Below are 20120 nucleotides of genomic sequence, written 5' to 3' on the forward strand. Positions count from 1 at the left end.
AAGATTATAGGCAGGCTGGGAGAGGCGAGCGCTCGATGCCCAAAAGCCGGATCATGCTGGACGTCCTCAAGGGCGAAGCTCATTTCCCGCCTCCGCTCTGGATGATGCGTCAGGCCGGGCGTTATCTGCCGGAATATCGAGAGACCCGCAGGCGCGCCGGTTCGTTCCTAGACCTTTGCTATGATCCCGACCTTGCCGTCGAAGTGACGCTGCAACCGATCGAGCGCTTCGGCTTCGACGCCTCGATCCTGTTCTCGGACATCCTTGTCGTTCCGCATGCGCTTGGCCGCGACGTGCGCTTCGAGGAGGGAAGAGGGCCGCTTTTGACACCGATTACCGTGGCCGAGATTCCGGCTCTGGAAAGCGATGTGTTTCACGTGAATCTCGAACCGGTCTATGAGACGGTTCGCCGGTTGCGGGCAAGATTGCCTGATGAAACCACGCTGATCGGCTTCTGCGGGGCGCCATGGACGGTGGCGACCTACATGATCGCCGGCCATGGAACGCCTGACCAGGCGCCGGCGCGACTGTTTGCTTACCGTGAGCCGGAAGCGTTTCAACATCTACTGAAAGTGTTGGCCGATCACTCGGCAGCCTATCTCATCCGGCAGATAGAGGCCGGCGCCGATGTTGTGCAGATTTTCGATTCCTGGTCCGGCGTGCTCGACGATGCGTCGTTCGACCAGTTCTGTGTTTGGCCGGTGGCAGAGATCGTCAGGCAGGTTCGCGCCGTCCATCCCGATGTCCCGATCATCGGCTTTCCCAAGGGTGCCGGCGCTCGCTACCGCACCTATCGCCAGAAGACCGGTGTAACGGGCCTGGGGATCGATTGGACGGTGCCGCTGGCAGCAGCGAAGGACTTGCAGCGCTCGGGTGCCGTCCAGGGCAATCTCGATCCCTTGCGCCTCGTGGCTGGCGGCAAGGCCCTGTCCGATGGCGTCGAGTCGATCCTGAAAGCGCTGGGTGATGGACCGCTGATCTTCAATCTCGGCCATGGCATCACGCCAGAGACGCCGATCGCGCATGTCGAGGCGATGGTGAAACAGGTTCGGAGCGCGACACGCTGATGGCTCAGTCAGATAACACGAAAGACGCTGGCAACACGAACAGCACGGGCCAGGCGATGATGCGCATGACTATCGGGATCGCTGTCCTGATCGTGCTGACGGCAGTTCTGTTTTTCTTCGCGCCGGAAAGTTTCTATCCCTGGGCAAAGGCGATCCATATCCTTGCCGTCATTTCGTGGATGGCCGGCATGCTCTATCTGCCGCGGCTGTTCGTCTATCACGTCGATGCCGAGAAAGGCTCGGTGCAGTCGGAGACCTTCAAGGTGATGGAGCGGCGCCTGCTGCGCGGCATCATCAATCCGGCAATGATCGTCACCTGGGTGTTCGGGCTGTGGCTCGCCTGGAAGGTTTTCGGATTCCACGGCGGATGGCTGCACGCCAAGATTGGCTTGGTGCTTTTGTTGTCCGCCGTTCATGGCTATTTGGCCGGCGCGGTGCGGAAATTTGCCGAGGACCGCAATGAAAAGTCCGAAAGGCACTGGCGGATCGTCAATGAGATCCCCACATTGCTGATGATCGCAATCGTGATCCTGGTTGTCGTCAAGCCGCTCTAGGGTCTCCCTGCATCGACCCGAAAACCGGAATGGTTTTTGGAAAGTACGATGCGGAACTAAGAGACACCCTCGCAAAACGCGGCTTGCTCTTTCACCCGACCGACGATAAAAGACGGGTCTTCCTTCCCGTCATGCGCCGCCCCTCATTGCTTTCGGCCGCGCCCGGCATTTGTCGCATCCCGTCGATATCCTCCCAAAGCCTGCCCAGACTCCATCTATTCAAGGTCCGTTTATGCAAGAAATGAAACTCGCCGAGTTCAAGAACAAGAAACCGCCAGAGCTGATCGCTTATGCCGAATCGCTCGAGGTCGAGAATGCCAGCGTCATGCGCAAGCAGGAGCTGATGTTCGCGATCCTGAAGAAGCTGGCCGCCCAGGACGTCGAGATCATCGGCGACGGCGTGGTCGAAGTGCTTCAGGACGGTTTCGGCTTCCTGCGCTCGGCCAATGCCAACTATCTGCCAGGTCCCGACGACATCTACATTTCGCCGTCGCAGATCCGGCGCTTTTCGCTGAAGACCGGCGATACGGTCGAAGGGCCGATCCGCAGCCCGAAAGAGGGCGAGCGCTATTTCGCGCTGCTCAAGGTCAACACCATCAATTTCGACGATCCCGAAAAGATCCGTCACAAGATCCACTTCGACAATCTGACGCCGCTCTATCCGACCTCGCGGCTGAAGATGGAGATGGAGGTGCCAACCTCCAAGGACATCTCGGCCCGCGTCATCGACCTGGTGGCGCCGCTCGGCAAGGGCCAGCGCGCTTTGATCGTCGCGCAGCCGCGTACGGGTAAAACCGTTCTGCTGCAGAACATCGCCCACTCGATCACCACCAATCACCCCGAATGCTACCTGATCGTGCTTTTGATCGACGAGCGGCCGGAAGAAGTGACCGACATGCAGCGCTCGGTGAAGGGTGAGGTTGTCTCCTCGACCTTCGACGAGCCGGCGGTTCGCCACGTGCAGGTCGCCGAAATGGTCATCGAAAAGGCCAAGCGCCTGGTCGAACATGGCCGCGACGTCGTCATCCTGCTCGATTCGATCACCCGCCTCGGCCGCGCCTACAACACCGTGGTGCCGTCCTCCGGCAAGGTGCTGACCGGCGGTGTCGACGCCAACGCGTTGCAGCGGCCGAAGCGTTTCTTCGGTGCCGCGCGCAACATCGAGGAAGGCGGCTCGCTGACCATCATCGCCACCGCGCTGATCGACACCGGCAGCCGCATGGACGAAGTCATCTTCGAAGAGTTCAAGGGTACGGGTAACTCGGAAATCGTGCTCGACCGCAAGGTTGCCGACAAGCGCATCTATCCGGCCATGGACATATTGAAGTCGGGCACCCGCAAGGAAGACCTGCTGGTGCCGCGCTCGGACCTGCAGAAGATCTTCGTGCTGCGCCGCATCCTGGCGCCGATGGGAACCACAGACGCGATCGAGTTCCTGATCGACAAGCTGAAGCAGACCAAGACCAATAGCGATTTCTTCGACTCGATGAATACGTAATTGGGCGAGTGAGGGCGGGGGCGTATCTCCGCCTTCGTCATCCTCGGGCTTGACCCGAGGATCCATGCCGCGGCATCGGTCGGAAGACGCGGCGCGAGCAGAACTTGCACCGTTGCAGCGCCCAAACGTCACGGCATGGACCCTATGGTCTGCGCCGCGTCGCTTCGCTCCTTGCTTCGCCATAGGATGACGAAACTAGCTTCGTCGCAACAGCCGCTCCAACTCCCCTGCATCGGTCACCAGCGGCAAACAGACCTGCCCCGTACAAAGCCAGGCGCCCGGCCTGTCAGTCGGCGGTAGAATCCCCCCGGGCAGCAAGGGTCGGTTCGTTTCCGAACCGATTGCGACAACAATGTCCATGCGGCGCGGGTCGGGGCATCGATTCGCAACCGGAACAAGCTTGGGATTGGCCAGTTCGTCTATCAGGACCAGCTTCAGCGGCTCGATCGCCAGCGCGCAGGCATTGACGATGCCGGCCTGGCCATAGGCTTGGTGCGCCGCGCGGCCGGCGGCGTGCTCGGCGACCTTCCAGGCCTTTTCCCCGAGGTCGAGATCGCCGGTGACGGAAGCGAGCCGCACCAGCGCTGCGATGATCTGGCTGGTGGCCGAGGAAATGGCTTCGTCGACATCGCCTCGGATGCGGATCGGGACATCGGTGCTGTCCGAAGCGGTGAGATAATAGCCCGTGCCCGCGGCGTCGGCATGCCAATGGTCGAGCCGTTCGATGAATTGCTTCGCCTGGCCGACATAGTTCCACTCGCCCGATGCCTCGAACAGCGAGATCGCCGCATTGGCCATGGCGGCGTAGTCGATCGACAGAGCAGGAAACAGTTTCCTGGCGCCGAGCATGGAATGCGGTAAGCGGCCGTCGCGGCTGGAACCGCTGATATGAGCAAAGGCCTTGGCCGCGGCCTCGATCCAGTCGGGCCGCCCCAGCGATCGGCCCGCCTCGGCGAGCGCCGCGATCATCAGGCCGTTCCAGTCGGTCAGGGTCTTGGCATCGAGGCCTGGCCGGACCCGCTCTTCGCGGGCAGCAAGAAGCCTGGCTTTGAGCGGGACCAGCCGTTCGCGATCGGCCACACTTTGGGCTTGCCGGGCGCGGGTCTGGTGGACAACTGGCTTGCCTTCCCAGCCATGCGGGCTGGAGAGCGTGAAGTACTTGAAAAACAAGGCCGAATCGTCACCAAGGACGGCTTCGATCTCTTGCCTGCTCCAGGTGTAGAAAAGCCCTTCCTCGCCATCGCTGTCGGCGTCGAGACTGGCGGCGAAGGCACCGCCATCGACGCGCATTTCGCGCAGCAGCCACTCGACGGTCTCTTCGATTCGTACCCGGAACAAATCATTGCCGCTCGCCGAAAAAGCCCAGTTGCAGAAGCGGATCAGCTCGGCATTGTCGTAGAGCATTTTTTCGAAATGCGGCACCAGCCATTCGGCATCGGTCGAATAGCGGCTGAGCCCGCCGCCAATATGGTCATAGATGCCGCCGCTCAGCATCTGCTCCAGGCTGACGAGCACATCGTCGCGATGGGAAGCGTTGCCGTCGCGCAGCCAGGACAGCCAGAGCGTGAGCATGAACGGCGCGTTGGGGAATTTCGGTGCGCCGCGCAGGCCGCCAAGGTCACGGTCGATCATGCCGTCGATGCGGCCGGCGAGGTCGGTGAGCGTGCCGCGATCAAGGCTTTCCTTGGCATGCGTGCCTGACAGCCGCGCCTCGACATGCGAGGTCAGGCCGTCGGCGCTCTGATGCAGGCTGGCCCGTTTCTCGCGCCAGGCCTTGTCGACCGCCTCCATCACCTGGATGAAGCCCGGACGGCCATAGCGCGGTTCGCGTGGAAAATAGGTGCCGCCCCAGAATGGCTTGCCATCCGGCGTCAGGAACATGGTCAGCGGCCAGCCGCCTTGCTCGCCCATCGAGGAGAGGGCGGCCATATAGATCTGGTCGATGTCCGGGCGCTCCTCGCGGTCGACCTTGATATTGACGAACAGACGGTTCATGACGGCCGCGACGTCGTCGTTCTCGAAGCTCTCATGCGCCATGACATGGCACCAGTGGCAGGCGGCATAGCCGACGGAAAGCAGGATCGGTCGATCGAGCGTCTTTGCTTCTTGCAGAGAAGCCGGCGACCAGGCCCGCCAATGGACGGGATTGCCGCTGTGCTGCTGCAGATAGGGGCTGGCTTCGTCGGCAAGCAGGTTTTGCGCGGGCAGCGTCACGATGGGCACACTCGGGTTGTTTGAAGGCGCGAGGCTAGGGCGGTTCAACAGAGCGGGCAAATGATTTCAGGCGATTCAATCGTTGCGCTGTCGAGCGGCCGTCTTCCAGCCGGGGTCGCGGTGCTGCGTATTTCCGGCCCGCAGACTCGATTCGTGGTCGAAACGATCGCCGGCGGCATGGTTAAGCGGCGTGCGGCGGTTCTGCGCAAGTTCCGAGCGCCGGACGGAACCGTGCTGGACAGCGGTCTGGTCATCTTCTTCCCTGGCCCAGCCAGCTTCACTGGTGAGGATGTCGCCGAATTCCATGTCCATGGCGGGCGGGCGGTGGTGGCCAGGATGCTGGAGGTGATCGCCGGATTTGACGGCGTCAGGCACGCCGAACCCGGCGAATTCACCCGCCGCGCCTTTCTCAATGGCAAATTCGACCTGGTCGAGACGGAGGCACTGGCGGATCTGGTCAACGCGGAGACCGAGGCGCAACGGCGCTTCGCCATTCGGAATGCCGAGGGCGCCCAGAGCGATCTTTATATGAGCTGGCGCCGCCGGCTGATCCATGCGCGCGCCATGATCGAGGCGGAGATCGACTTTGCCGATGAGGACGATGTGCCCGGTTCCGTTTCGGATACGGTTTGGTCTGATGTGACGGCGATGATCGGCGAGATCGATCGCCACATCGCCGGATTTCACGCCGCCGAGATCATCCGTGACGGCTTCGAGGTCGTCATTCTCGGCGCGCCGAATGCCGGCAAATCGAGTCTGTTCAACGCCCTGGCGCGCCGGGATGCAGCTATTGTAACGGATGAACCGGGCACGACTCGTGACCTGCTCGAGGTGACGCTGGATCTCGGCGGGCTGCGCGTCAGGCTGACGGATACGGCTGGATTGCGTAACGCGCCGGGCAAGGTCGAGGCCATCGGCATTGAGAAGGCCAGGGCCAAGGCGGACCGCTCCGATCTTTTGCTGCTACTGGAAGACATTTTGTCGCCCAGGGACATCGGTCCGTTGCCGGATACGGCAGGTTTGCTGCGCGTCGGCACCAAGCTCGACCTGTTGGATGAGCAGACCGCTCGGGAGGCGTCCAGTGGATATGACCTCGTCATTTCAGTTGTAAACGGAACCGGTGTGGACGCTTTGTTGGGTGAGATCGGCCGGCGCGCAGCAAGTGCGGCCGGTGACGTTGGCGATGTTCTGCCTTCGCGCCTGCGCCATGTCGAATTGCTCAGCGAAGCGAATCGCCACCTGGTTAGAGCGATCGAAGGCCACGCCTCTGGCCAGGAGTTGCGGGCTGAGGAATTGCGGCTGGCCGCTGACCGCCTGGGCCGAATCGTTGGCGCCATCGATGTCGAGGACATGCTGGATGTGATCTTCGGGCAGTTCTGCATCGGGAAATGACTCACGTGAAACAATGGCTTGGCTGATACTGAGCCAAGTGTTCGGTGATGCGGCATAGCTTGTCGATTAGCGGAGACATCAACCATCGTCATCCACGGGCGGAGCAAGGAGCGTAGCGACGCGGCGCAGACCCGAGGATCCATGCCGCGACTTCAAAGCGTAGCCACGGTTCGGAATTCTGCTCCGCTGCCCCCTTGGCAAAGTCACGGAATGGATCCTCGGGTCTTCGCGACGGAGCTTTGCTCCTGCTCCGCCCGTGGATGACGAAGTTGGGGACGCTTCAGCAATCCTTAACGCTGACTCACGTGAAACATGCACCGCCACTGAGAACAACAAGGTGATTCACGTGAAACAATCGCGACGACCATGACTGACGTGAAACACCGCCGAACATGGCTCTCACCCTGTTTCACGTGAAACTTGCAGCGAAGTTTTCTTGACAGCTTCGCCCCGGGGGGACATGTGTCCCTCAATCTCTGCTGAGTCCAGGATTTGGAAATGGCCGATCGCTATGATGTGGTTGTGGTGGGCGGCGGCCATGCTGGGTGCGAGGCGGCCAGTGCGGCCGCGCGCGCCGGCGCCAAAACCGCGCTGGTGACGCTGCGCTTCGACACGATTGGCGTGATGTCGTGCAATCCGGCGATCGGCGGCCTCGGCAAGGGCCATCTGGTGCGTGAGATCGACGCCATGGACGGGCTGATGGGCCGGGTGGCGGATGCGGCCGGCATTCAGTTCCGCCTGCTCAACCGCCGCAAGGGCCCAGCGGTGCGCGGACCGCGCACCCAGGCCGACAGAAAGCTCTATCGCCTGGCCATGCAGGAAGCGATTCGGCAGCTGAACGATCTCGACGTGGTCGAGGGCGAGGTCCTGGACTTCGAGATCGTCGAGGGGCGAATCGCCGCCGTCCTGCTGGCCGACGGCCGTCGGCTCGCCTGCGGCGCGGTGGTGCTGACGACCGGCACATTCCTGCGCGGGCTCATCCATATCGGCGAAAAGAAGATCGTCGCCGGCCGCATGAATGAGCAAGCGAGCCTTGGTCTGTCGGCGACGATGGACCGTGCGGGCTTCAAGCTCGGACGGCTGAAGACCGGCACGCCGCCGCGGCTGGATGGGAAAACGATCGACTGGGCCTCGCTGGAAAGCCAGGCAGCGGACGAAGACCCAGTACCGTTCTCGCTGATGACGGACCGCATCGAGACGCCGCAGATCGAGTGCGGCATCACCCGCACGACCACAGCCACGCATGAGCTGATCCGCGCCAATCTTGGCCGCTCGGCCATGTATTCCGGCTCGATCGAAGGTGTCGGGCCGCGCTATTGCCCGTCGATCGAGGACAAGATCGTCAAGTTCGGCGACCGGGACGGCCACCAGATCTTTCTGGAGCCGGAAGGGCTCGACGACGACACCGTCTACCCCAACGGGATTTCGACCTCGCTGCCCGAGGATGTGCAGCTCGACATCCTGAAAACCATACCGGGGCTGGAGCGCGCGGTCATGCTGCAGCCTGGCTATGCCATCGAGTACGACCACGTCGATCCGCGCGAACTGCATCAGACGCTTGAGACGAAGCGCGTCGGTGGCCTGTTCCTCGCTGGGCAGATCAACGGCACGACCGGCTATGAGGAAGCCGCCGGCCAAGGCCTGCTCGCCGGCCTCAACGCGGCGCGGCGGGCGGCGGGCGGCGAACAGATCGTGCTCAGCCGCACCGGGGCCTATATCGGCGTGATGGTCGATGACCTCACCAGTCGCGGCATCAGCGAACCCTACCGCATGTTCACCTCGCGGGCCGAATTCAGGCTGTCGCTGCGCGCCGACAATGCCGATGAGCGGCTGACGCCGCTGGCGGAGAGGCTCGGGATTGCTTCTGCGCAACGGCTGCAGCGCTACGGCGATGTCATGCAACGGCTCGACGCAGCGCGGGACCTGGCGAAGGCGGTGGCGATGACCCCCAATGAAGCGGCGCGGCATGGGCTGGAGATCAACAGGGACGGCGTGCGCCGGTCCGGCTATGAATTGCTGTCCTATCCCGACGTCGATGTCGCCTGGCTGGCCAGGGTCGAGCCGAAATTTGCTGCGGTCGATGCCAAGACCGCCGAGCGGCTCGAAACGGAAGCGAAATATTCAGTCTATCTCGATCGCCAGAAGACGGATGTGGCGCAGATCCGCCATGAAGAGGGCCGGTTGATCCCCGAGACGGTCGATTTCGGCGACGTGCCCGGACTGTCGAATGAATTGAAGCAGAAGATGCAGACGCGGCGGCCGCGCTCCGTTGCTGACGCCCAGCGCATGGAGGGCATGACGCCGGCGGCGCTGGCGATCATTGTCGCGCATGTCCGGCATCATGAGAGTGCGCAGAGAGACGTTGCGTGAGCTCTTTTTCCCTAGAGAGCCTGCGGGATGCGGCCGGCCCGGTTTCACGTGAAACATTCGATCGTCTGGTGGCGTTCGAAGAGATGTTCCAGAAATGGAACCGCAGCATCAACCTCGTGGCGCAGTCGACCGCGGGCGATGTCTGGCAGCGCCACATATTGGACAGCGCGCAGCTGGCGCGCATAGAACCCAGCGCCACGCGCTGGGTCGACATCGGTTCGGGCGGCGGATTTCCGGGCCTAGTCATGGCTTTCCTGCTCGCCGAGCGTGCGGGAGCCAGCATCGATCTGGTGGAAAGCAACCGCAAGAAAGCGTCGTTTCTGCAGACCGTCATCGGCCAGTTCAGCCTGCCGGCGCGGGTCGTGGCGCGCCGCATCGAGGACAGCCATGCACTTGTTTCGGCGCCACAAATCGTCACGGCGCGGGCCCTGGCCTCGCTTTCGGTGCTGCTCGATCTGTCGGCGCCCTGGCTGACATCAGGCGCCCGCGGGCTGTTCCACAAAGGCCGGGATTATCGCGCCGAAGTGCAAGAAAGCATTAACCGATGGGCCTTCGATCTGGTAGAACATCCCAGTGTGACCGACCCTCATGGCGTCATCCTCGAACTGTCCGACATCAGGCCTGTCTGAGCTTCGACGTGTCGGGTTATTTGGCGACCCAAAAATGAATTTCTGGCATAGATCCATGATGAAAAACGGCCCCCGCATCATCACCGTAGCCAACCAGAAGGGCGGTGTCGGCAAGACGACCACCGCCATCAATCTGGCCACCGCGCTCGCCGCAATCGGCGAAAAGGTGCTGATCGTCGATCTCGACCCACAAGGCAACGCCAGCACCGGCCTCGGCATCGACCGCAAGGACCGTACGGTCTCGTCCTATGATGTGCTGACGGGCGAGTTGGATCTGGAAGCCGCGGCCATTCCGACCGCCGTGCCCGGCCTGTCGATCGTGCCGTCGACACTCGATCTGCTCGGCATCGAAATGGAGATCGCCTCGGCGCCTGACCGGGTGCTCAAGCTGCGCAATGCGCTGCGCGCCGCGACGGAGCGCGGGGCGCCGTTCAATTATGTGCTGATCGATTGCCCGCCTTCGCTCAACCTTTTGACTTTGAATTCAATGGCAGCAGCGGATTCCGTTCTTGTGCCGCTGCAATGCGAGTTCTTCGCGCTCGAAGGCCTCAGCCAGTTGCTGGAGACCGTCGAGCAGGTGCGTCGGTCGATCAATCCGGACCTCATTATCCAGGGCATCGTGCTGACCATGTATGACGGCCGCAACAACCTCGCCAACCAGGTGGTGCAGGATGTACGGGCGCATATGGGCGACAAGGTCTACGAGACCATCATTCCGCGCAATGTGCGGGTGTCCGAAGCGCCGTCCTACGGCAAGCCGGCGATCCTTTACGATTTGAAGTGCTCGGGCAGCCAGGCTTACCTGCAACTGGCCTCGGAAGTGATCCGCCGCGAGCGCAAATTGCGCGCCGCTTGATTAGGCCGGATGCATAATTAACAGCCGATTCGATACCGAAACGATCCAAAGACAATTATCTAAAATAAACTTGGAATAAAGATGAGCGAAGACCTTTCGAGAAAAAGACTGGGCCGCGGGCTGGCCGCACTGATCGGCGAGATCGATCGGCCGGCCGCACCGGAAAAGCCCGGCATGAGCGCCGACGGCAAGGTGCCGATCGAGTTCCTCAGCCCGAACCCGAAGAATCCGCGCCGGCATTTTGGCGATGCCGAACTGACCGATCTTGCGCAGTCCATCCGCGAACATGGCGTGGTCCAGCCGGTGGTGGCACGGTCGTCGCCGACGCAGGCCGGGCGTTACGAGATCATCGCCGGCGAGCGGCGCTGGCGGGCCGCGCAGCGCGCCGGGCTGACCGAGATCCCGGTCATCATCCGCGAGGTCAATGACCGCACCGCGCTCGAGCTGGCGATCATCGAGAACGTCCAGCGCACCGATCTCAATGCGGTCGAGGAGGCGCTGGGCTACCAGCAGCTGATCGACGAGCACGGCTACACCCAGGCTGACCTCGGCAATGTCATCGGCAAGAGCCGCAGCCATGTCGCCAACACGCTCAGGCTGTTGAAGCTGCCGGACGTGATCCGCGACATGCTGGTCGACGGCGCACTGTCGGCCGGTCACGCCCGCACGCTGGTGACGGCCGAGGATCCGGCCGGCCTTGCCAAGCGCATCGTCGAAGAGGGCCTTTCGGTGCGCCAGGCCGAAGCGCTGGCGCAAATGCCGGCCGGTCCCACGCCGGCCAAGCTGAAGCAGCCGCAAGCCGCGCCGGAAAAGGACACCGACACGCTGGCGCTGGAAAAGCTGATGACCGATACGCTCGGCATGATCGTGGCCATCGACCACAAGGGCAAGGGCGGCGAGCTGAGGGTGTCCTATCGCTCGCTGGAGCAGCTGGATGAGCTGTGCCGGAGATTGAAGCAGGAGCGGTAGGCAGCTGAGCGGCTTGGTTTTTTGCCGGGTAATGGAGGTCCGGTCAGTTTTGCAGCTGATATATCGGTGATATACGGCCGCTGCGCCCCGACCAACAGGTTGAATTCCGGCTGAGTCCCTAGCGGTTCAGATTTCGTCGCGAATGTCAGGATTTTTGCGATCGATTGACGCTTTTTGCCACTTCGTCTTCAGCCGAATAATGGCGGGACCGAGGATGGTGATGCTAAGAAACATGCCCAGAGAAATGCCAAAATAGTTGACCCACCAGGGGACCAGCACCTTGTGATTCAGCGACAAGGTGTAACGACCGAGCGTCGTTGCTGCTGCAGACACAAGCAAATATCCCGCAAGTGTTCCTGCGTAGGCCGCTATTTGCTGCCGAGTAAAACGCTTCATGCCACGAAACTATCCTGACTAAGGACTGGCCGCTAGGCCTGCCCTCGTCACACACTGGTGATTGGTGAAAGCGGCGAGGCTGCTGATCTCCCTCCTTGAGGGGGAGATGGCCGGCAGGCCAGAGGGGGTCGTCTCCATCAAGCGCCGGCGTTGTGCAGAAATGAAGAAAAGGTTGGCGTCCGGTCGTGCCGACCCCCTCTGTCGCCTTCGGCGACATCTCCCCCTCGAGGGGGGAGATTATCCGCGCTGCCCCGGCCTCGCGCTCTCCATGGCGATCGCCAGAAGTGCCTGTCGCCAGCCCTGGCGCTCGCAACTTGACAGTACCGGGCAACGGCGTACCTTGAATTAGATATGGCTTAAATTAATTGCCCTGGCGTGCCGGTCAGTCGCGGCGAGGGCTGTTTGCCATTCCAACAATAATCGTGAAATGGCACGCCTCGCCAAAGCGATATGCCGACGCGCCTGACGCAAGTGGGAGGTGCAAATGGCAGTCCGTTGGCAATTGTCCGGAAGTTACTTCGAAAATTGTAGCTGCGATGTCGTATGTCCTTGCCTGCTGTCCACCAACGCGCAGCTGACATCGAAGCCGACGAGAGGTGTTTGCGACGTCGGTTTGGCCTTTCATATCGATGCGGGCAATTACGGCGACGTCCGATTGGATGGGCTCAGTGTCGTGATGGTTGCGCACACGCCGGGTCCGATGGCGAACGGCAATTGGACGGCCGCCGCCTATATCGACGAACGCGCCGATGACAGGCAAACAGAGGCGCTAGGTGCCATCTTCACTGGCGCCGCGGGCGGCCCTATGGCCGTGTTGGCACCCATGATTGGCACGAACCTCGGCGCCAAGAAAGTGCCGATAGACTACCGGATAGAGGGCAAGAAGCGGTCCGCGGAGATTGCGGGCGTTATGCGGATGGCGGTCGAGCCGCTGCCGACAATGCGCGAGGACGGGCAGATGTGGGCGGCCACCGGCCATCCTGTCAATCCCGACTGGCTCGCCCTGGCGATGGGGGCGGAAGGCAGTACATTCAGCGACCACGGCATGAGCTGGGACAATTCCCGCCGAAACGGACATTACGCCCCGATCAATTGGTCCGGCCAGCTGTAGAAGTTGGTCGCACAGTACGGAACGACCTCGTCCATGGCGCCGACGTTGCAGCGATACATCATTCTCGCGCTGCTGATCGCTATTGCTGCGGCGGCGTGGACCTTGCTTATCTGGCAACAGACGGGCATGGACGCGGACATGAGCATGGAAATGTACGCGCTCACCATGGGCATGAAGGCGCCGCTGTTTCTTGCCGTCTGGATGATCATGATGATTGCCATGATGTTTCCGACGGCCGCGCCAATGATCCTGACGTTCCACCAAGTCCAGGCTGGCAAACAGGGCCGGGGCGAGACCTTTGTCTCGAGCTGGGTGTTCGTGGCCGGGTACATGCTGGTTTGGGCCGTGATGGGCGTTATCGCCTTTGCCGGTGCAGCGGGCGCGGAGATGTTTGCCGGGCGTGTGGGATTGTCCACCGCGACGGCCGCGCGTATCGGCGGCGCGCTACTGATGATTGGGGGCGCCTATCAACTCTCGCCACTGAAAGATCTGTGTCTGGCCAAATGCCGGACGCCGATTGGCTTCATCCTGACCTCATGGCGCGATGGTTGTTGCGGCGCGGTTCGCATGGGCCTGGAGCATGGACTTTTTTGCCTGGGCTGCTGCTGGCTTTTGTTCCTCGCCCTCTTTCCTCTCGGGATCATGAACGTCGCCGCAATGGCCGTGGTCACCCTACTGATCTTTGCCGAAAAGACCCTCCCGTCAGGAGATGGGATCGCAAAGGTGTCGGGTGTCGCTCTGCTCCTTTATGGCGCGGTGGTGCTGGTCTTTCCACAGGCGCTGCCAACCTTCCAACCGGTGGGCGCCATGACAATGAATTGACCAATGGAAGCAGCGCTCGGCGCCGAAAGAGGAGGATCGCTCTGCTACCGCTGCCCCAGCCTCGCGCTCTCCACCGCTATCCCCAGCAGCGCCTGTCGCGCCAGCGCCACAGCCAGATCGGGCCGCCGCCGCGTTTGCAGCACCGCCGTCTGCAGCCGGGTCAGCGCGCGGCTCAGCGCGTCGCTGCTCCAGCGATCCAGCGCTTTCTCCACCAGTTTGCGCCGTGAGAAAAAACCGGTGGGCGGGCGCCGGCAACGACCGACGCCGCGTTGCGGCCGGCAGAGTCCATCTGGCCGCGCATGATCTGGATCTGCTGCAATTGCCGCATCGCCGAGGACAGCACCAGGAAGGGCGGGCCACCGGACTGGCAGTGGCGGGTGAAGGCGGTGTCGAAGTCGCCGACCTTGCCCTCGAGCAACGCGTCGACGGCGTCGTCGAACGAGGCGCCGGAGACGTCACCCGACATTGCCCGGACCTCTTCCAGGCCGATGTCCTTCTGGCCGTGGGCGTAGAGGATGAGCTTTTCGATCTCGCCGCGCGAGGCCAGCCGGTCGCCACCGAGATTGCGGCGCAGCGCCTGTCTCGCTTCCATGGTCATCGACATGCCGGCCTTGCGCAGCTCGTCGTCGATGACCGTGTCGATGTCGCGGGCTTCATCGGCGTAGCAGGGCAGCGCCATGGCCCCGTCCGCCGCCTCGACCACGGCGCGCAGCCCGACGCCTTTCTTGAGATCGCCGGCCTCGATCAGGATGATGGCATCCCGCGCCGGCTCCGCCGTCAGCGCCTTGACGTCGTCGGCCAGCGCCTTCTGGCCGGTGGCATTGCGCACCCAGAGCAGGCGCCGGTCGGAAAACATCGGCACGGTGCGGGCCTCATCGAGCAGCCGGCCTTCGTCACGGTCGACCTCCGAGCCCTCGAGCCGAACCACGGAGAACGGATCGTCGAGCGGCAGGCCGGTCTTTTCGGCAAAGGCCTTCGCGCGCTCGGAGACGAGGCCGCGATCAGGGCCGTAGAGCAGGACGATGGAGATGCGCGGGTCAGGCTTCGCGAGCCACGAATCGACCTCGAAAGCTTTCTTCTGTGCCATGAGTGGTGGTTAGCATGGCACGAGCGCCGGGTGAACAAGCCCTTGGTGCCGGCCTCTATTTCTTGTCCTGGGAGGGTCGCAGGAGGCTGTCGGGCTTGAACAAGCTATCGGCAGCCTCGAGGCGCTCGTAGTCTGTCAATGCCGCGTCAAGCGAATCGTCCTTCTTGACCGTCCATAAAGTCACCAAGGTCAGATAATTGGCAAAGGCATTCTGTTCACTTGCGAAAATGGCGGTCAAACGAGAGTCGTTCTGGAAGAACCGATCGAGTTCCTGTTTGATCGCAACGTCGTTCTTCGCCAGCGATCCTATGGCCCATACAGCCGATGCTATCGTCATCGTACGCATCATATCCCTGGACGCCTGACTCTTGGGGCATCCATATTTCCGGCAGGCAGCGATAATCATGATGTTGCGGCGGCCCGGAGCGCCTGCGCCCCCGAACTTTCCCATAACAAGACCGATGCGGATCGCGTCCGCCGCCATGCCGTCACGGCTGGTTCGAAGATTCTCCAGAACATGATCGATGTAGGACAAGTCTCCGGTCGCCATGTAGGCGCCAATCAGCAGATCATTGTCCATCGCCACGGAGACGGGCATCACCGTCTTCAGCGGCGCGACGTCTGCGGGTGCTGCATTCTCCAGTTTTCGGGCCGACGCGAAACGACGCGCTTCGTCCGCCAGGCCAGCTCTGCGAAGTGCCACCAGATAGAACTCGGCCGCGCGATCGGAACGCACCCCATCCAGCAGCTTGCGCCGCAGCTCCGGCGCGCTGTCAAACAACGCCGCGAAAAACCCGATGATCGTTCCGTTGTCGATCCTGGGCGGAGCATTGTCCAGGGTGGCGACGACAAGGTCGAGGCATGCAGCATCTTTCGTACGATAGAAAATGCTCATGCAATCCTCAGACTCCGGCTGGGCGAACGCAGGTCGACCGAGCCCGACCAGAAAGGCCACAATCGCCAAAGCGATAAAAGCTCCCGATCGCCCTTCCATGTTCTGCCCCTCTCGAACGATACCAGTGAGGATAGGTTTTGGGGGGCGGGAGGCGCAACTTGAATCGCCGAGGCACGCGCACCCCCGCCAAAGGCAAACCAGTCCGGGGTTTATCGCCTGTTGCGGCAATCGCCGGCAAGCTTCTGCTAAATTGCGCGCCACACCGAAACATCGACAAGAAATTTCGCGGACATGTCTACATCTTGTGGGCGGGAGGCTGGATCGGCCGGCGTGGCCGGCCCGATGCGTGCGCCTTGCCCGACGAATTCGCACTGGTCTGGCGGCACGGATGTGCAAATATCCTCGGGCCAGGCAACATTGGAGGACAAAGGTCATGGCCGATGCTGGGATGTTGCGGTTTCACGTTCCGGAGCCGGAAGTGCGGCCGGGCGGCACGCCTGATTTCTCCAATGTGACCCTTGCGCCGGCCGGTTCGGTGCCGCGCCCCGATATCGATGTCGATCCGCGCACCATCCGCGATATGGCGTTCTCGATCATCCGAGTGCTCAACCGCGACGGCGAGGCGGTCGGCCCCTGGGCCGGTTTGCTGTCCAGCGAGGAGTTGCTGGAAGGCCTGTGCCACATGATGACGCTCAGAACCTTCGATGCCCGCATGCAGATGGCGCAGCGCCAGGGCAAGACCTCGTTCTACATGCAGCATCTCGGCGAGGAGGCGGTGAGTTGCGCCTTCCGCAAGGCGCTCGAGCCGGGCGACATGAATTTCCCGACCTATCGCCAAGCAGGGCTGCTTATCGCCGACGGCTATCCGATGGTCACCATGATGAACCAGATCTATTCCAACGAGGCCGATCCGCTGAAAGGTCGGCAGCTGCCGATCATGTATTCATCGAAGGAGCACGGCTTCTTCTCCATCTCCGGCAATCTGGCGACGCAGTACATCCAGGCGGTCGGCTGGGCGATGGCATCGGCGATCTCGAACGATTCGAAGATCGCGGCTGCGTGGATCGGCGATGGCTCGACGGCGGAATCCGATTTCCATTCGGCGCTGGTGTTCGCGTCCACCTACAAGGCGCCGGTGGTGCTCAATGTCGTCAACAACCAGTGGGCGATCTCGACCTTTCAAGGCATTGCACGCGGTGGCTCCGGCACGTTCGCAGCCCGGGGGCTCGGCTTCGGCATTCCGTCGCTGCGCGTCGACGGCAATGACTATCTCGCCGTCCACGCCGTGGCGAAATGGGCGGCGGACCGGGCGCGCAGCAATCTCGGGCCGACGCTGGTCGAGTATGTCACCTATCGCGCCGGCGCGCATTCGAGTTCGGACGATCCTTCGGCCTACCGACCGAAAACCGAGTCCGACGCCTGGCCGCTCGGCGACCCGGTCGTGCGGCTGAAGAACCATCTGATCGGCCTCGGCGTCTGGTCGGACGAGCGGCATGCGCAGGCCGAGGCGGAAATCCTCGACACGGTGATCACGGCGCAGAAGGAGGCGGAGAGCCACGGCACGCTGCATGCCGGCGGCAAGCCGTCGACGCGCGACATGTTCGAGGGCCTCTATGCCGAGATGCCGCCGCATCTCAGGCGCCAGCGCCAGCAGGCGGGAGTCTGAGCCATGCCGAGACGGACCATGATCGAGGCCATCCGCGACGCCATGGATGTGTCGATGGGGCGTGACGACAAAGTCGTCGTGTTCGGCGAGGATGTCGGCTTCTTCGGCGGCGTCTTTCGCGTCACCCACGGCCTGCAGGCCAAATACGGCAAGAGCCGCTGCTTCGACGCGCCGATCAACGAATCCGGCATTGTCGGCTCGGCCATCGGCATGGCCGCCTATGGCCTGAAGCCCTGCGTGGAAATTCAGTTTGCCGACTACATGTACCCTGCCTACGACCAGCTGACCCAGGAAGCGGCGCGGCTGCGCTACCGCTCGAACGGCGATTTCACGTGCCCGATCGTGGTGCGCATGCCGACCGGCGGCGGCATTTTCGGCGGCCAGACGCACAGCCAGAGCCCGGAAGCGCTGTTCACCCATGTCTCCGGCCTGAAGACTGTCGTGCCGTCCAACCCGCATGATGCCAAGGGGCTGTTGATCGCGGCGATCGAGGATCCCGATCCGGTGATTTTCCTCGAGCCGAAGCGGCTCTACAACGGCCCGTTCGACGGCCATCACGACCGGCCGGTGACGCCGTGGTCGAAGCATGAGCTCGGCGAGGTCGCCGACGGCCACTACACCGTGCCGCTCGGCAAGGCGGCGATCCGCCGGGCCGGCTCGGCGGTCACCGTGCTCGCCTACGGCACCATGGTCTATGTCGCCCAGGCCGCGGCCGAGGAGACCGGCATCGATGCCGAGATCATCGACTTGAGAACGCTTCTGCCGCTCGACCTCGACACGATCGTCGCCTCGGTCAAGAAGACCGGGCGTTGCGTCATCGTGCATGAGGCGACGCTGACCTCGGGCTTCGGCGCCGAACTGTCGGCGCTGGTGCAGGAAAACTGTTTTTACCATCTGGAGGCGCCGGTGGCGCGTGTCGCCGGTTGGGACACGCCCTATCCGCACGCGCAGGAGTGGGACTATTTCCCCGGTCCCGCCCGCGTCGGCCGCGCTCTGATTGAAACCATGGAGGCCTGACATGGGCGAGCACATCATCAAGCTGCCCGATGTCGGCGAGGGCGTCGCCGAGGCCGAACTGGTCGAGTGGCACGTCAAGATCGGCGACATCGTGCGCGAGGACACCGTGCTTGCCGCCGTGATGACCGACAAGGCGACGGTCGAGATTCCTTCACCTGTCGATGGTGAGATACTGTGGCTGGGCGCCGAGATCGGTGACACGGTGGCGATCGGCTCGCCGATCGTCCGGCTGAAAGTGGCGGGCGAGGGCAATGTAAAGCCGCAGGGCGGCGCCAAGGCCGAGGTGGCGCCCGAGCCTCCGGCCAAGCTGCCGACGCCGAAGCCCGAAACCGCCGCGCCGGCCGCGAAGACCCCGGCAAAGGCCAGCGTTGCGGACGTGAAACCCGCCCCGGCTGCTTCGAAAAGCACTGGCCAGACATCCGTCTCCGGCGCGCCACGCCCGGAGGGCGAAAAGCCGCTGGCGTCACCAGCCGTGCGCCTGCGGGCGAAAGAGGCGGGCATCGATCTCAGGCAGGTTGCGGGAAGCGGTCCTGCCGGCCGCATCGGCCATGAGGATATCGAGGCGTTCCTGGCGCGCGGGCCGCAGGTCGCCAAGGCATCGGGTCTCGCCCGCAACGACGCGATCGAGGACATCAAAATGGTGGGGCTGCGGCGCAAGATCGCCGAGAAGATGACGCTGTCCAAATCGCGCATCCCGCACATCACCTATGTCGAGGAGATCGACGTCACCGCGCTCGAGGAGTTGCGCGCCGCACTCAACAGGGAGAAGCGCCAGGACAGGCCCAAGTTGACGCTGCTGCCGTTCCTGATGCGGGCTATGGTCAAGGCGATCGCTGATCAGCCCCAGCTCAATTCGCTGTTCGACGACGAGGCCGGCATCATCCACCAGCATGGCGGCATCCATATTGGCATCGCCGCGCAGACGCCGTCGGGGCTGGTGGTGCCGGTGGTCAAGCATGCCGAGGCGCGCGACATCTGGGATTGCGGCGCCGAGGTCAACAGGCTGGCCGAGGCGGCCAAATCAGGCACGGCGACGCGCGACGAGCTATCCGGCTCGACCATCACCATAACCTCGCTCGGCGCCATGGGCGGTATCGCGACCACGCCGGTCATCAACCATCCGGAAGTGGCGATCATCGGCGTCAACAAGATGATGGTGCGGCCGGTGTGGGACGGCACGCAGTTCATCCCGCGCAAGATGATGAACCTGTCGTCGAGCTTCGACCATCGGGTGATCGACGGCTGGGATGCCGCAGTGTTCGTGCAGCGCATCAAGGCGCTGCTGGAAACGCCGGCGCTGATTTTTGTGGATTGAGGGTGATGGACAGAGAACAGGGTTTTCTGGCTGAGCGAAGCGTACGGCCACTGCCAGCTAGCTTTCTGTTGCCAGTCACCAACATTCGTGATTGGCGGCCGGCCTCCATGCGTTCGTCATCCTCGGGCTTGACCCGAGGATCCATGCCGTGCCCGCTGCCAAAGGTCACTGCGGAACAGAATTCTGCACCGCTGCGGCGCTCCAAGGTCACGGCATGGATCCCAGGGTCTCCGCGACGGAGCTTCGCTCCTGCTTCGCCCTG

16 protein-coding genes and 1 pseudogene are annotated in these 20120 nt (G+C 62.7%); 13 read left to right on the forward strand and 4 right to left on the reverse strand.

Annotation, left to right across the window (positions count from 1 at the left end; all coding sequences use genetic code 11):
* Window positions 1–35: 35 nt before the first annotated feature.
* From hemE to rho, 3 genes are all read left to right on the forward strand, one after another.
* Entirely contained in the window at window positions 36–1067 is a 1032-nt protein-coding gene (gene hemE / locus AC0V7N_RS05620; RefSeq protein WP_475455473.1) for a uroporphyrinogen decarboxylase, read from the forward strand.
* 65 nt (window positions 1068–1132) lie between these two features.
* Window positions 1133–1621 carry a protoporphyrinogen oxidase HemJ gene (gene hemJ / locus AC0V7N_RS05625; protein ID WP_475455475.1) on the forward strand — a complete coding sequence of 163 codons (489 nt, stop codon included), beginning with the start codon at window positions 1133–1135 and terminating at the stop codon, window positions 1619–1621.
* A gap of 232 nt (window positions 1622–1853) precedes the next feature.
* On the forward strand, window positions 1854–3119 hold the full coding sequence (rho, locus tag AC0V7N_RS05630; protein ID WP_475455477.1) for a transcription termination factor Rho: 1266 nt from the start codon (window positions 1854–1856) through the stop codon (window positions 3117–3119).
* Window positions 3120–3314: 195 nt separating this feature from the next.
* Here rho and AC0V7N_RS05635 read toward each other — a convergent pair whose 3' ends face one another.
* A complete protein-coding gene (locus tag AC0V7N_RS05635) occupies window positions 3315–5333 on the reverse strand; it encodes a thioredoxin domain-containing protein (RefSeq protein ID WP_475455479.1) in 2019 nt (672 codons plus the stop codon).
* Between the two features lie 60 nt (window positions 5334–5393).
* Between AC0V7N_RS05635 and mnmE the strand changes: the two genes are divergently transcribed.
* The 5 genes from mnmE to AC0V7N_RS05660 all read left to right on the forward strand — a co-directional run bounded on the left by mnmE (window position 5394) and on the right by AC0V7N_RS05660 (window position 11549).
* Window positions 5394–6725 carry a tRNA uridine-5-carboxymethylaminomethyl(34) synthesis GTPase MnmE gene (gene mnmE / locus AC0V7N_RS05640; RefSeq protein WP_475455481.1) on the forward strand — a complete coding sequence of 444 codons (1332 nt, stop codon included), beginning with the start codon at window positions 5394–5396 and terminating at the stop codon, window positions 6723–6725.
* 498 nt (window positions 6726–7223) lie between these two features.
* Window positions 7224–9095, forward strand: coding sequence for a tRNA uridine-5-carboxymethylaminomethyl(34) synthesis enzyme MnmG (gene mnmG, locus AC0V7N_RS05645; protein WP_475455483.1), 1872 nt, complete (start codon window positions 7224–7226; stop codon window positions 9093–9095).
* Window positions 9092–9724 (forward strand): 16S rRNA (guanine(527)-N(7))-methyltransferase RsmG, encoded by a 633-nt coding sequence (rsmG, locus tag AC0V7N_RS05650; RefSeq protein ID WP_475455485.1) that lies wholly within the window; start codon window positions 9092–9094, stop codon window positions 9722–9724. Before mnmG ends, rsmG begins: the two co-directional genes overlap by 4 nt.
* Before the next feature lie 55 nt (window positions 9725–9779).
* Window positions 9780–10580 carry a ParA family protein gene (locus AC0V7N_RS05655; RefSeq protein ID WP_080680871.1) on the forward strand — a complete coding sequence of 267 codons (801 nt, stop codon included), beginning with the start codon at window positions 9780–9782 and terminating at the stop codon, window positions 10578–10580.
* An 81-nt stretch (window positions 10581–10661) separates the two neighbouring features.
* On the forward strand, window positions 10662–11549 hold the full coding sequence (locus tag AC0V7N_RS05660; RefSeq protein ID WP_475455488.1) for a ParB/RepB/Spo0J family partition protein: 888 nt from the start codon (window positions 10662–10664) through the stop codon (window positions 11547–11549).
* A gap of 126 nt (window positions 11550–11675) precedes the next feature.
* Here AC0V7N_RS05660 and AC0V7N_RS05665 read toward each other — a convergent pair whose 3' ends face one another.
* A complete protein-coding gene (locus AC0V7N_RS05665; protein ID WP_475455490.1) occupies window positions 11676–11945 on the reverse strand; it encodes a hypothetical protein in 270 nt (89 codons plus the stop codon).
* A gap of 484 nt (window positions 11946–12429) precedes the next feature.
* Here AC0V7N_RS05665 and AC0V7N_RS05670 point away from each other — a divergent pair, with 484 nt between their 5' ends.
* Both AC0V7N_RS05670 and AC0V7N_RS05675 read left to right on the forward strand, forming a co-directional pair.
* The gene (locus tag AC0V7N_RS05670; protein WP_475455492.1) at window positions 12430–13056 is read left to right on the forward strand and encodes a DUF1326 domain-containing protein; all 627 of its coding nucleotides are present in this window, start codon (window positions 12430–12432) and stop codon (window positions 13054–13056) included.
* Between the two features lie 33 nt (window positions 13057–13089).
* Window positions 13090–13878: a DUF2182 domain-containing protein gene (locus AC0V7N_RS05675; protein ID WP_475455494.1), complete on the forward strand. Its 789-nt coding sequence runs from the start codon at window positions 13090–13092 to the stop codon at window positions 13876–13878.
* A 44-nt stretch (window positions 13879–13922) separates the two neighbouring features.
* On the opposite strand, the pseudogene holA reads toward AC0V7N_RS05675, so the two are convergent.
* Both holA and AC0V7N_RS05685 read right to left on the reverse strand, forming a co-directional pair.
* Window positions 13923–14965, reverse strand: a pseudogene (gene holA, locus AC0V7N_RS05680) (DNA polymerase III subunit delta).
* Window positions 14966–15020: 55 nt separating this feature from the next.
* On the reverse strand, window positions 15021–15959 hold the full coding sequence (locus tag AC0V7N_RS05685) for a hypothetical protein (RefSeq protein ID WP_496627752.1): 939 nt from the start codon (window positions 15957–15959) through the stop codon (window positions 15021–15023).
* A gap of 334 nt (window positions 15960–16293) precedes the next feature.
* On the opposite strand from AC0V7N_RS05685, the gene AC0V7N_RS05690 reads away from it, so the two are divergent.
* From AC0V7N_RS05690 to AC0V7N_RS05700, 3 genes are read left to right on the forward strand one after another with little or no spacing between them, the layout of a single operon-like run.
* Complete coding sequence (locus AC0V7N_RS05690; RefSeq protein ID WP_475455500.1) at window positions 16294–17526, forward strand: 3-methyl-2-oxobutanoate dehydrogenase (2-methylpropanoyl-transferring) subunit alpha; 1233 nt, start codon at window positions 16294–16296, stop codon at window positions 17524–17526.
* A gap of 3 nt (window positions 17527–17529) precedes the next feature.
* Window positions 17530–18543, forward strand: a complete 1014-nt coding sequence (locus AC0V7N_RS05695; RefSeq protein WP_027046082.1) for an alpha-ketoacid dehydrogenase subunit beta — start codon at window positions 17530–17532, stop codon at window positions 18541–18543.
* Window position 18544: 1 nt separating this feature from the next.
* A complete protein-coding gene (locus AC0V7N_RS05700; RefSeq protein ID WP_475455502.1) occupies window positions 18545–19858 on the forward strand; it encodes a dihydrolipoamide acetyltransferase family protein in 1314 nt (437 codons plus the stop codon).
* Window positions 19859–20120: the final 262 nt, after the last annotated feature.

It is taken from the genome of Mesorhizobium kamtschaticum, from assembly GCF_056174585.1.

Excerpts from the sequence above, each read along its gene's own strand:
- hemE (WP_475455473.1), top strand. The coding sequence starts at position 36 with ATGCCCAAAAGCCGGATCATGCTGGACGTCCTCAAGGGCGAAGCTCAT.
- hemJ (WP_475455475.1), top strand. The coding sequence starts at position 1,133 with ATGACTATCGGGATCGCTGTCCTGATCGTGCTGACGGCAGTTCTGTTT.
- rho (WP_475455477.1), top strand. The coding sequence starts at position 1,854 with ATGCAAGAAATGAAACTCGCCGAGTTCAAGAACAAGAAACCGCCAGAG.
- mnmE (WP_475455481.1), top strand. The coding sequence starts at position 5,394 with ATGATTTCAGGCGATTCAATCGTTGCGCTGTCGAGCGGCCGTCTTCCA.
- mnmG (WP_475455483.1), top strand. The coding sequence starts at position 7,224 with ATGGCCGATCGCTATGATGTGGTTGTGGTGGGCGGCGGCCATGCTGGG.
- AC0V7N_RS05655 (WP_080680871.1), top strand. The coding sequence starts at position 9,780 with ATGATGAAAAACGGCCCCCGCATCATCACCGTAGCCAACCAGAAGGGC.
- AC0V7N_RS05660 (WP_475455488.1), top strand. The coding sequence starts at position 10,662 with ATGAGCGAAGACCTTTCGAGAAAAAGACTGGGCCGCGGGCTGGCCGCA.
- AC0V7N_RS05665 (WP_475455490.1), bottom strand. The coding sequence starts at position 11,945 with ATGAAGCGTTTTACTCGGCAGCAAATAGCGGCCTACGCAGGAACACTT.
- AC0V7N_RS05670 (WP_475455492.1), top strand. The coding sequence starts at position 12,430 with ATGGCAGTCCGTTGGCAATTGTCCGGAAGTTACTTCGAAAATTGTAGC.
- AC0V7N_RS05675 (WP_475455494.1), top strand. The coding sequence starts at position 13,090 with ATGGCGCCGACGTTGCAGCGATACATCATTCTCGCGCTGCTGATCGCT.
- AC0V7N_RS05685 (WP_496627752.1), bottom strand. The coding sequence starts at position 15,959 with ATGGAAGGGCGATCGGGAGCTTTTATCGCTTTGGCGATTGTGGCCTTT.
- AC0V7N_RS05690 (WP_475455500.1), top strand. The coding sequence starts at position 16,294 with ATGGCCGATGCTGGGATGTTGCGGTTTCACGTTCCGGAGCCGGAAGTG.
- AC0V7N_RS05695 (WP_027046082.1), top strand. The coding sequence starts at position 17,530 with ATGCCGAGACGGACCATGATCGAGGCCATCCGCGACGCCATGGATGTG.
- AC0V7N_RS05700 (WP_475455502.1), top strand. The coding sequence starts at position 18,545 with ATGGGCGAGCACATCATCAAGCTGCCCGATGTCGGCGAGGGCGTCGCC.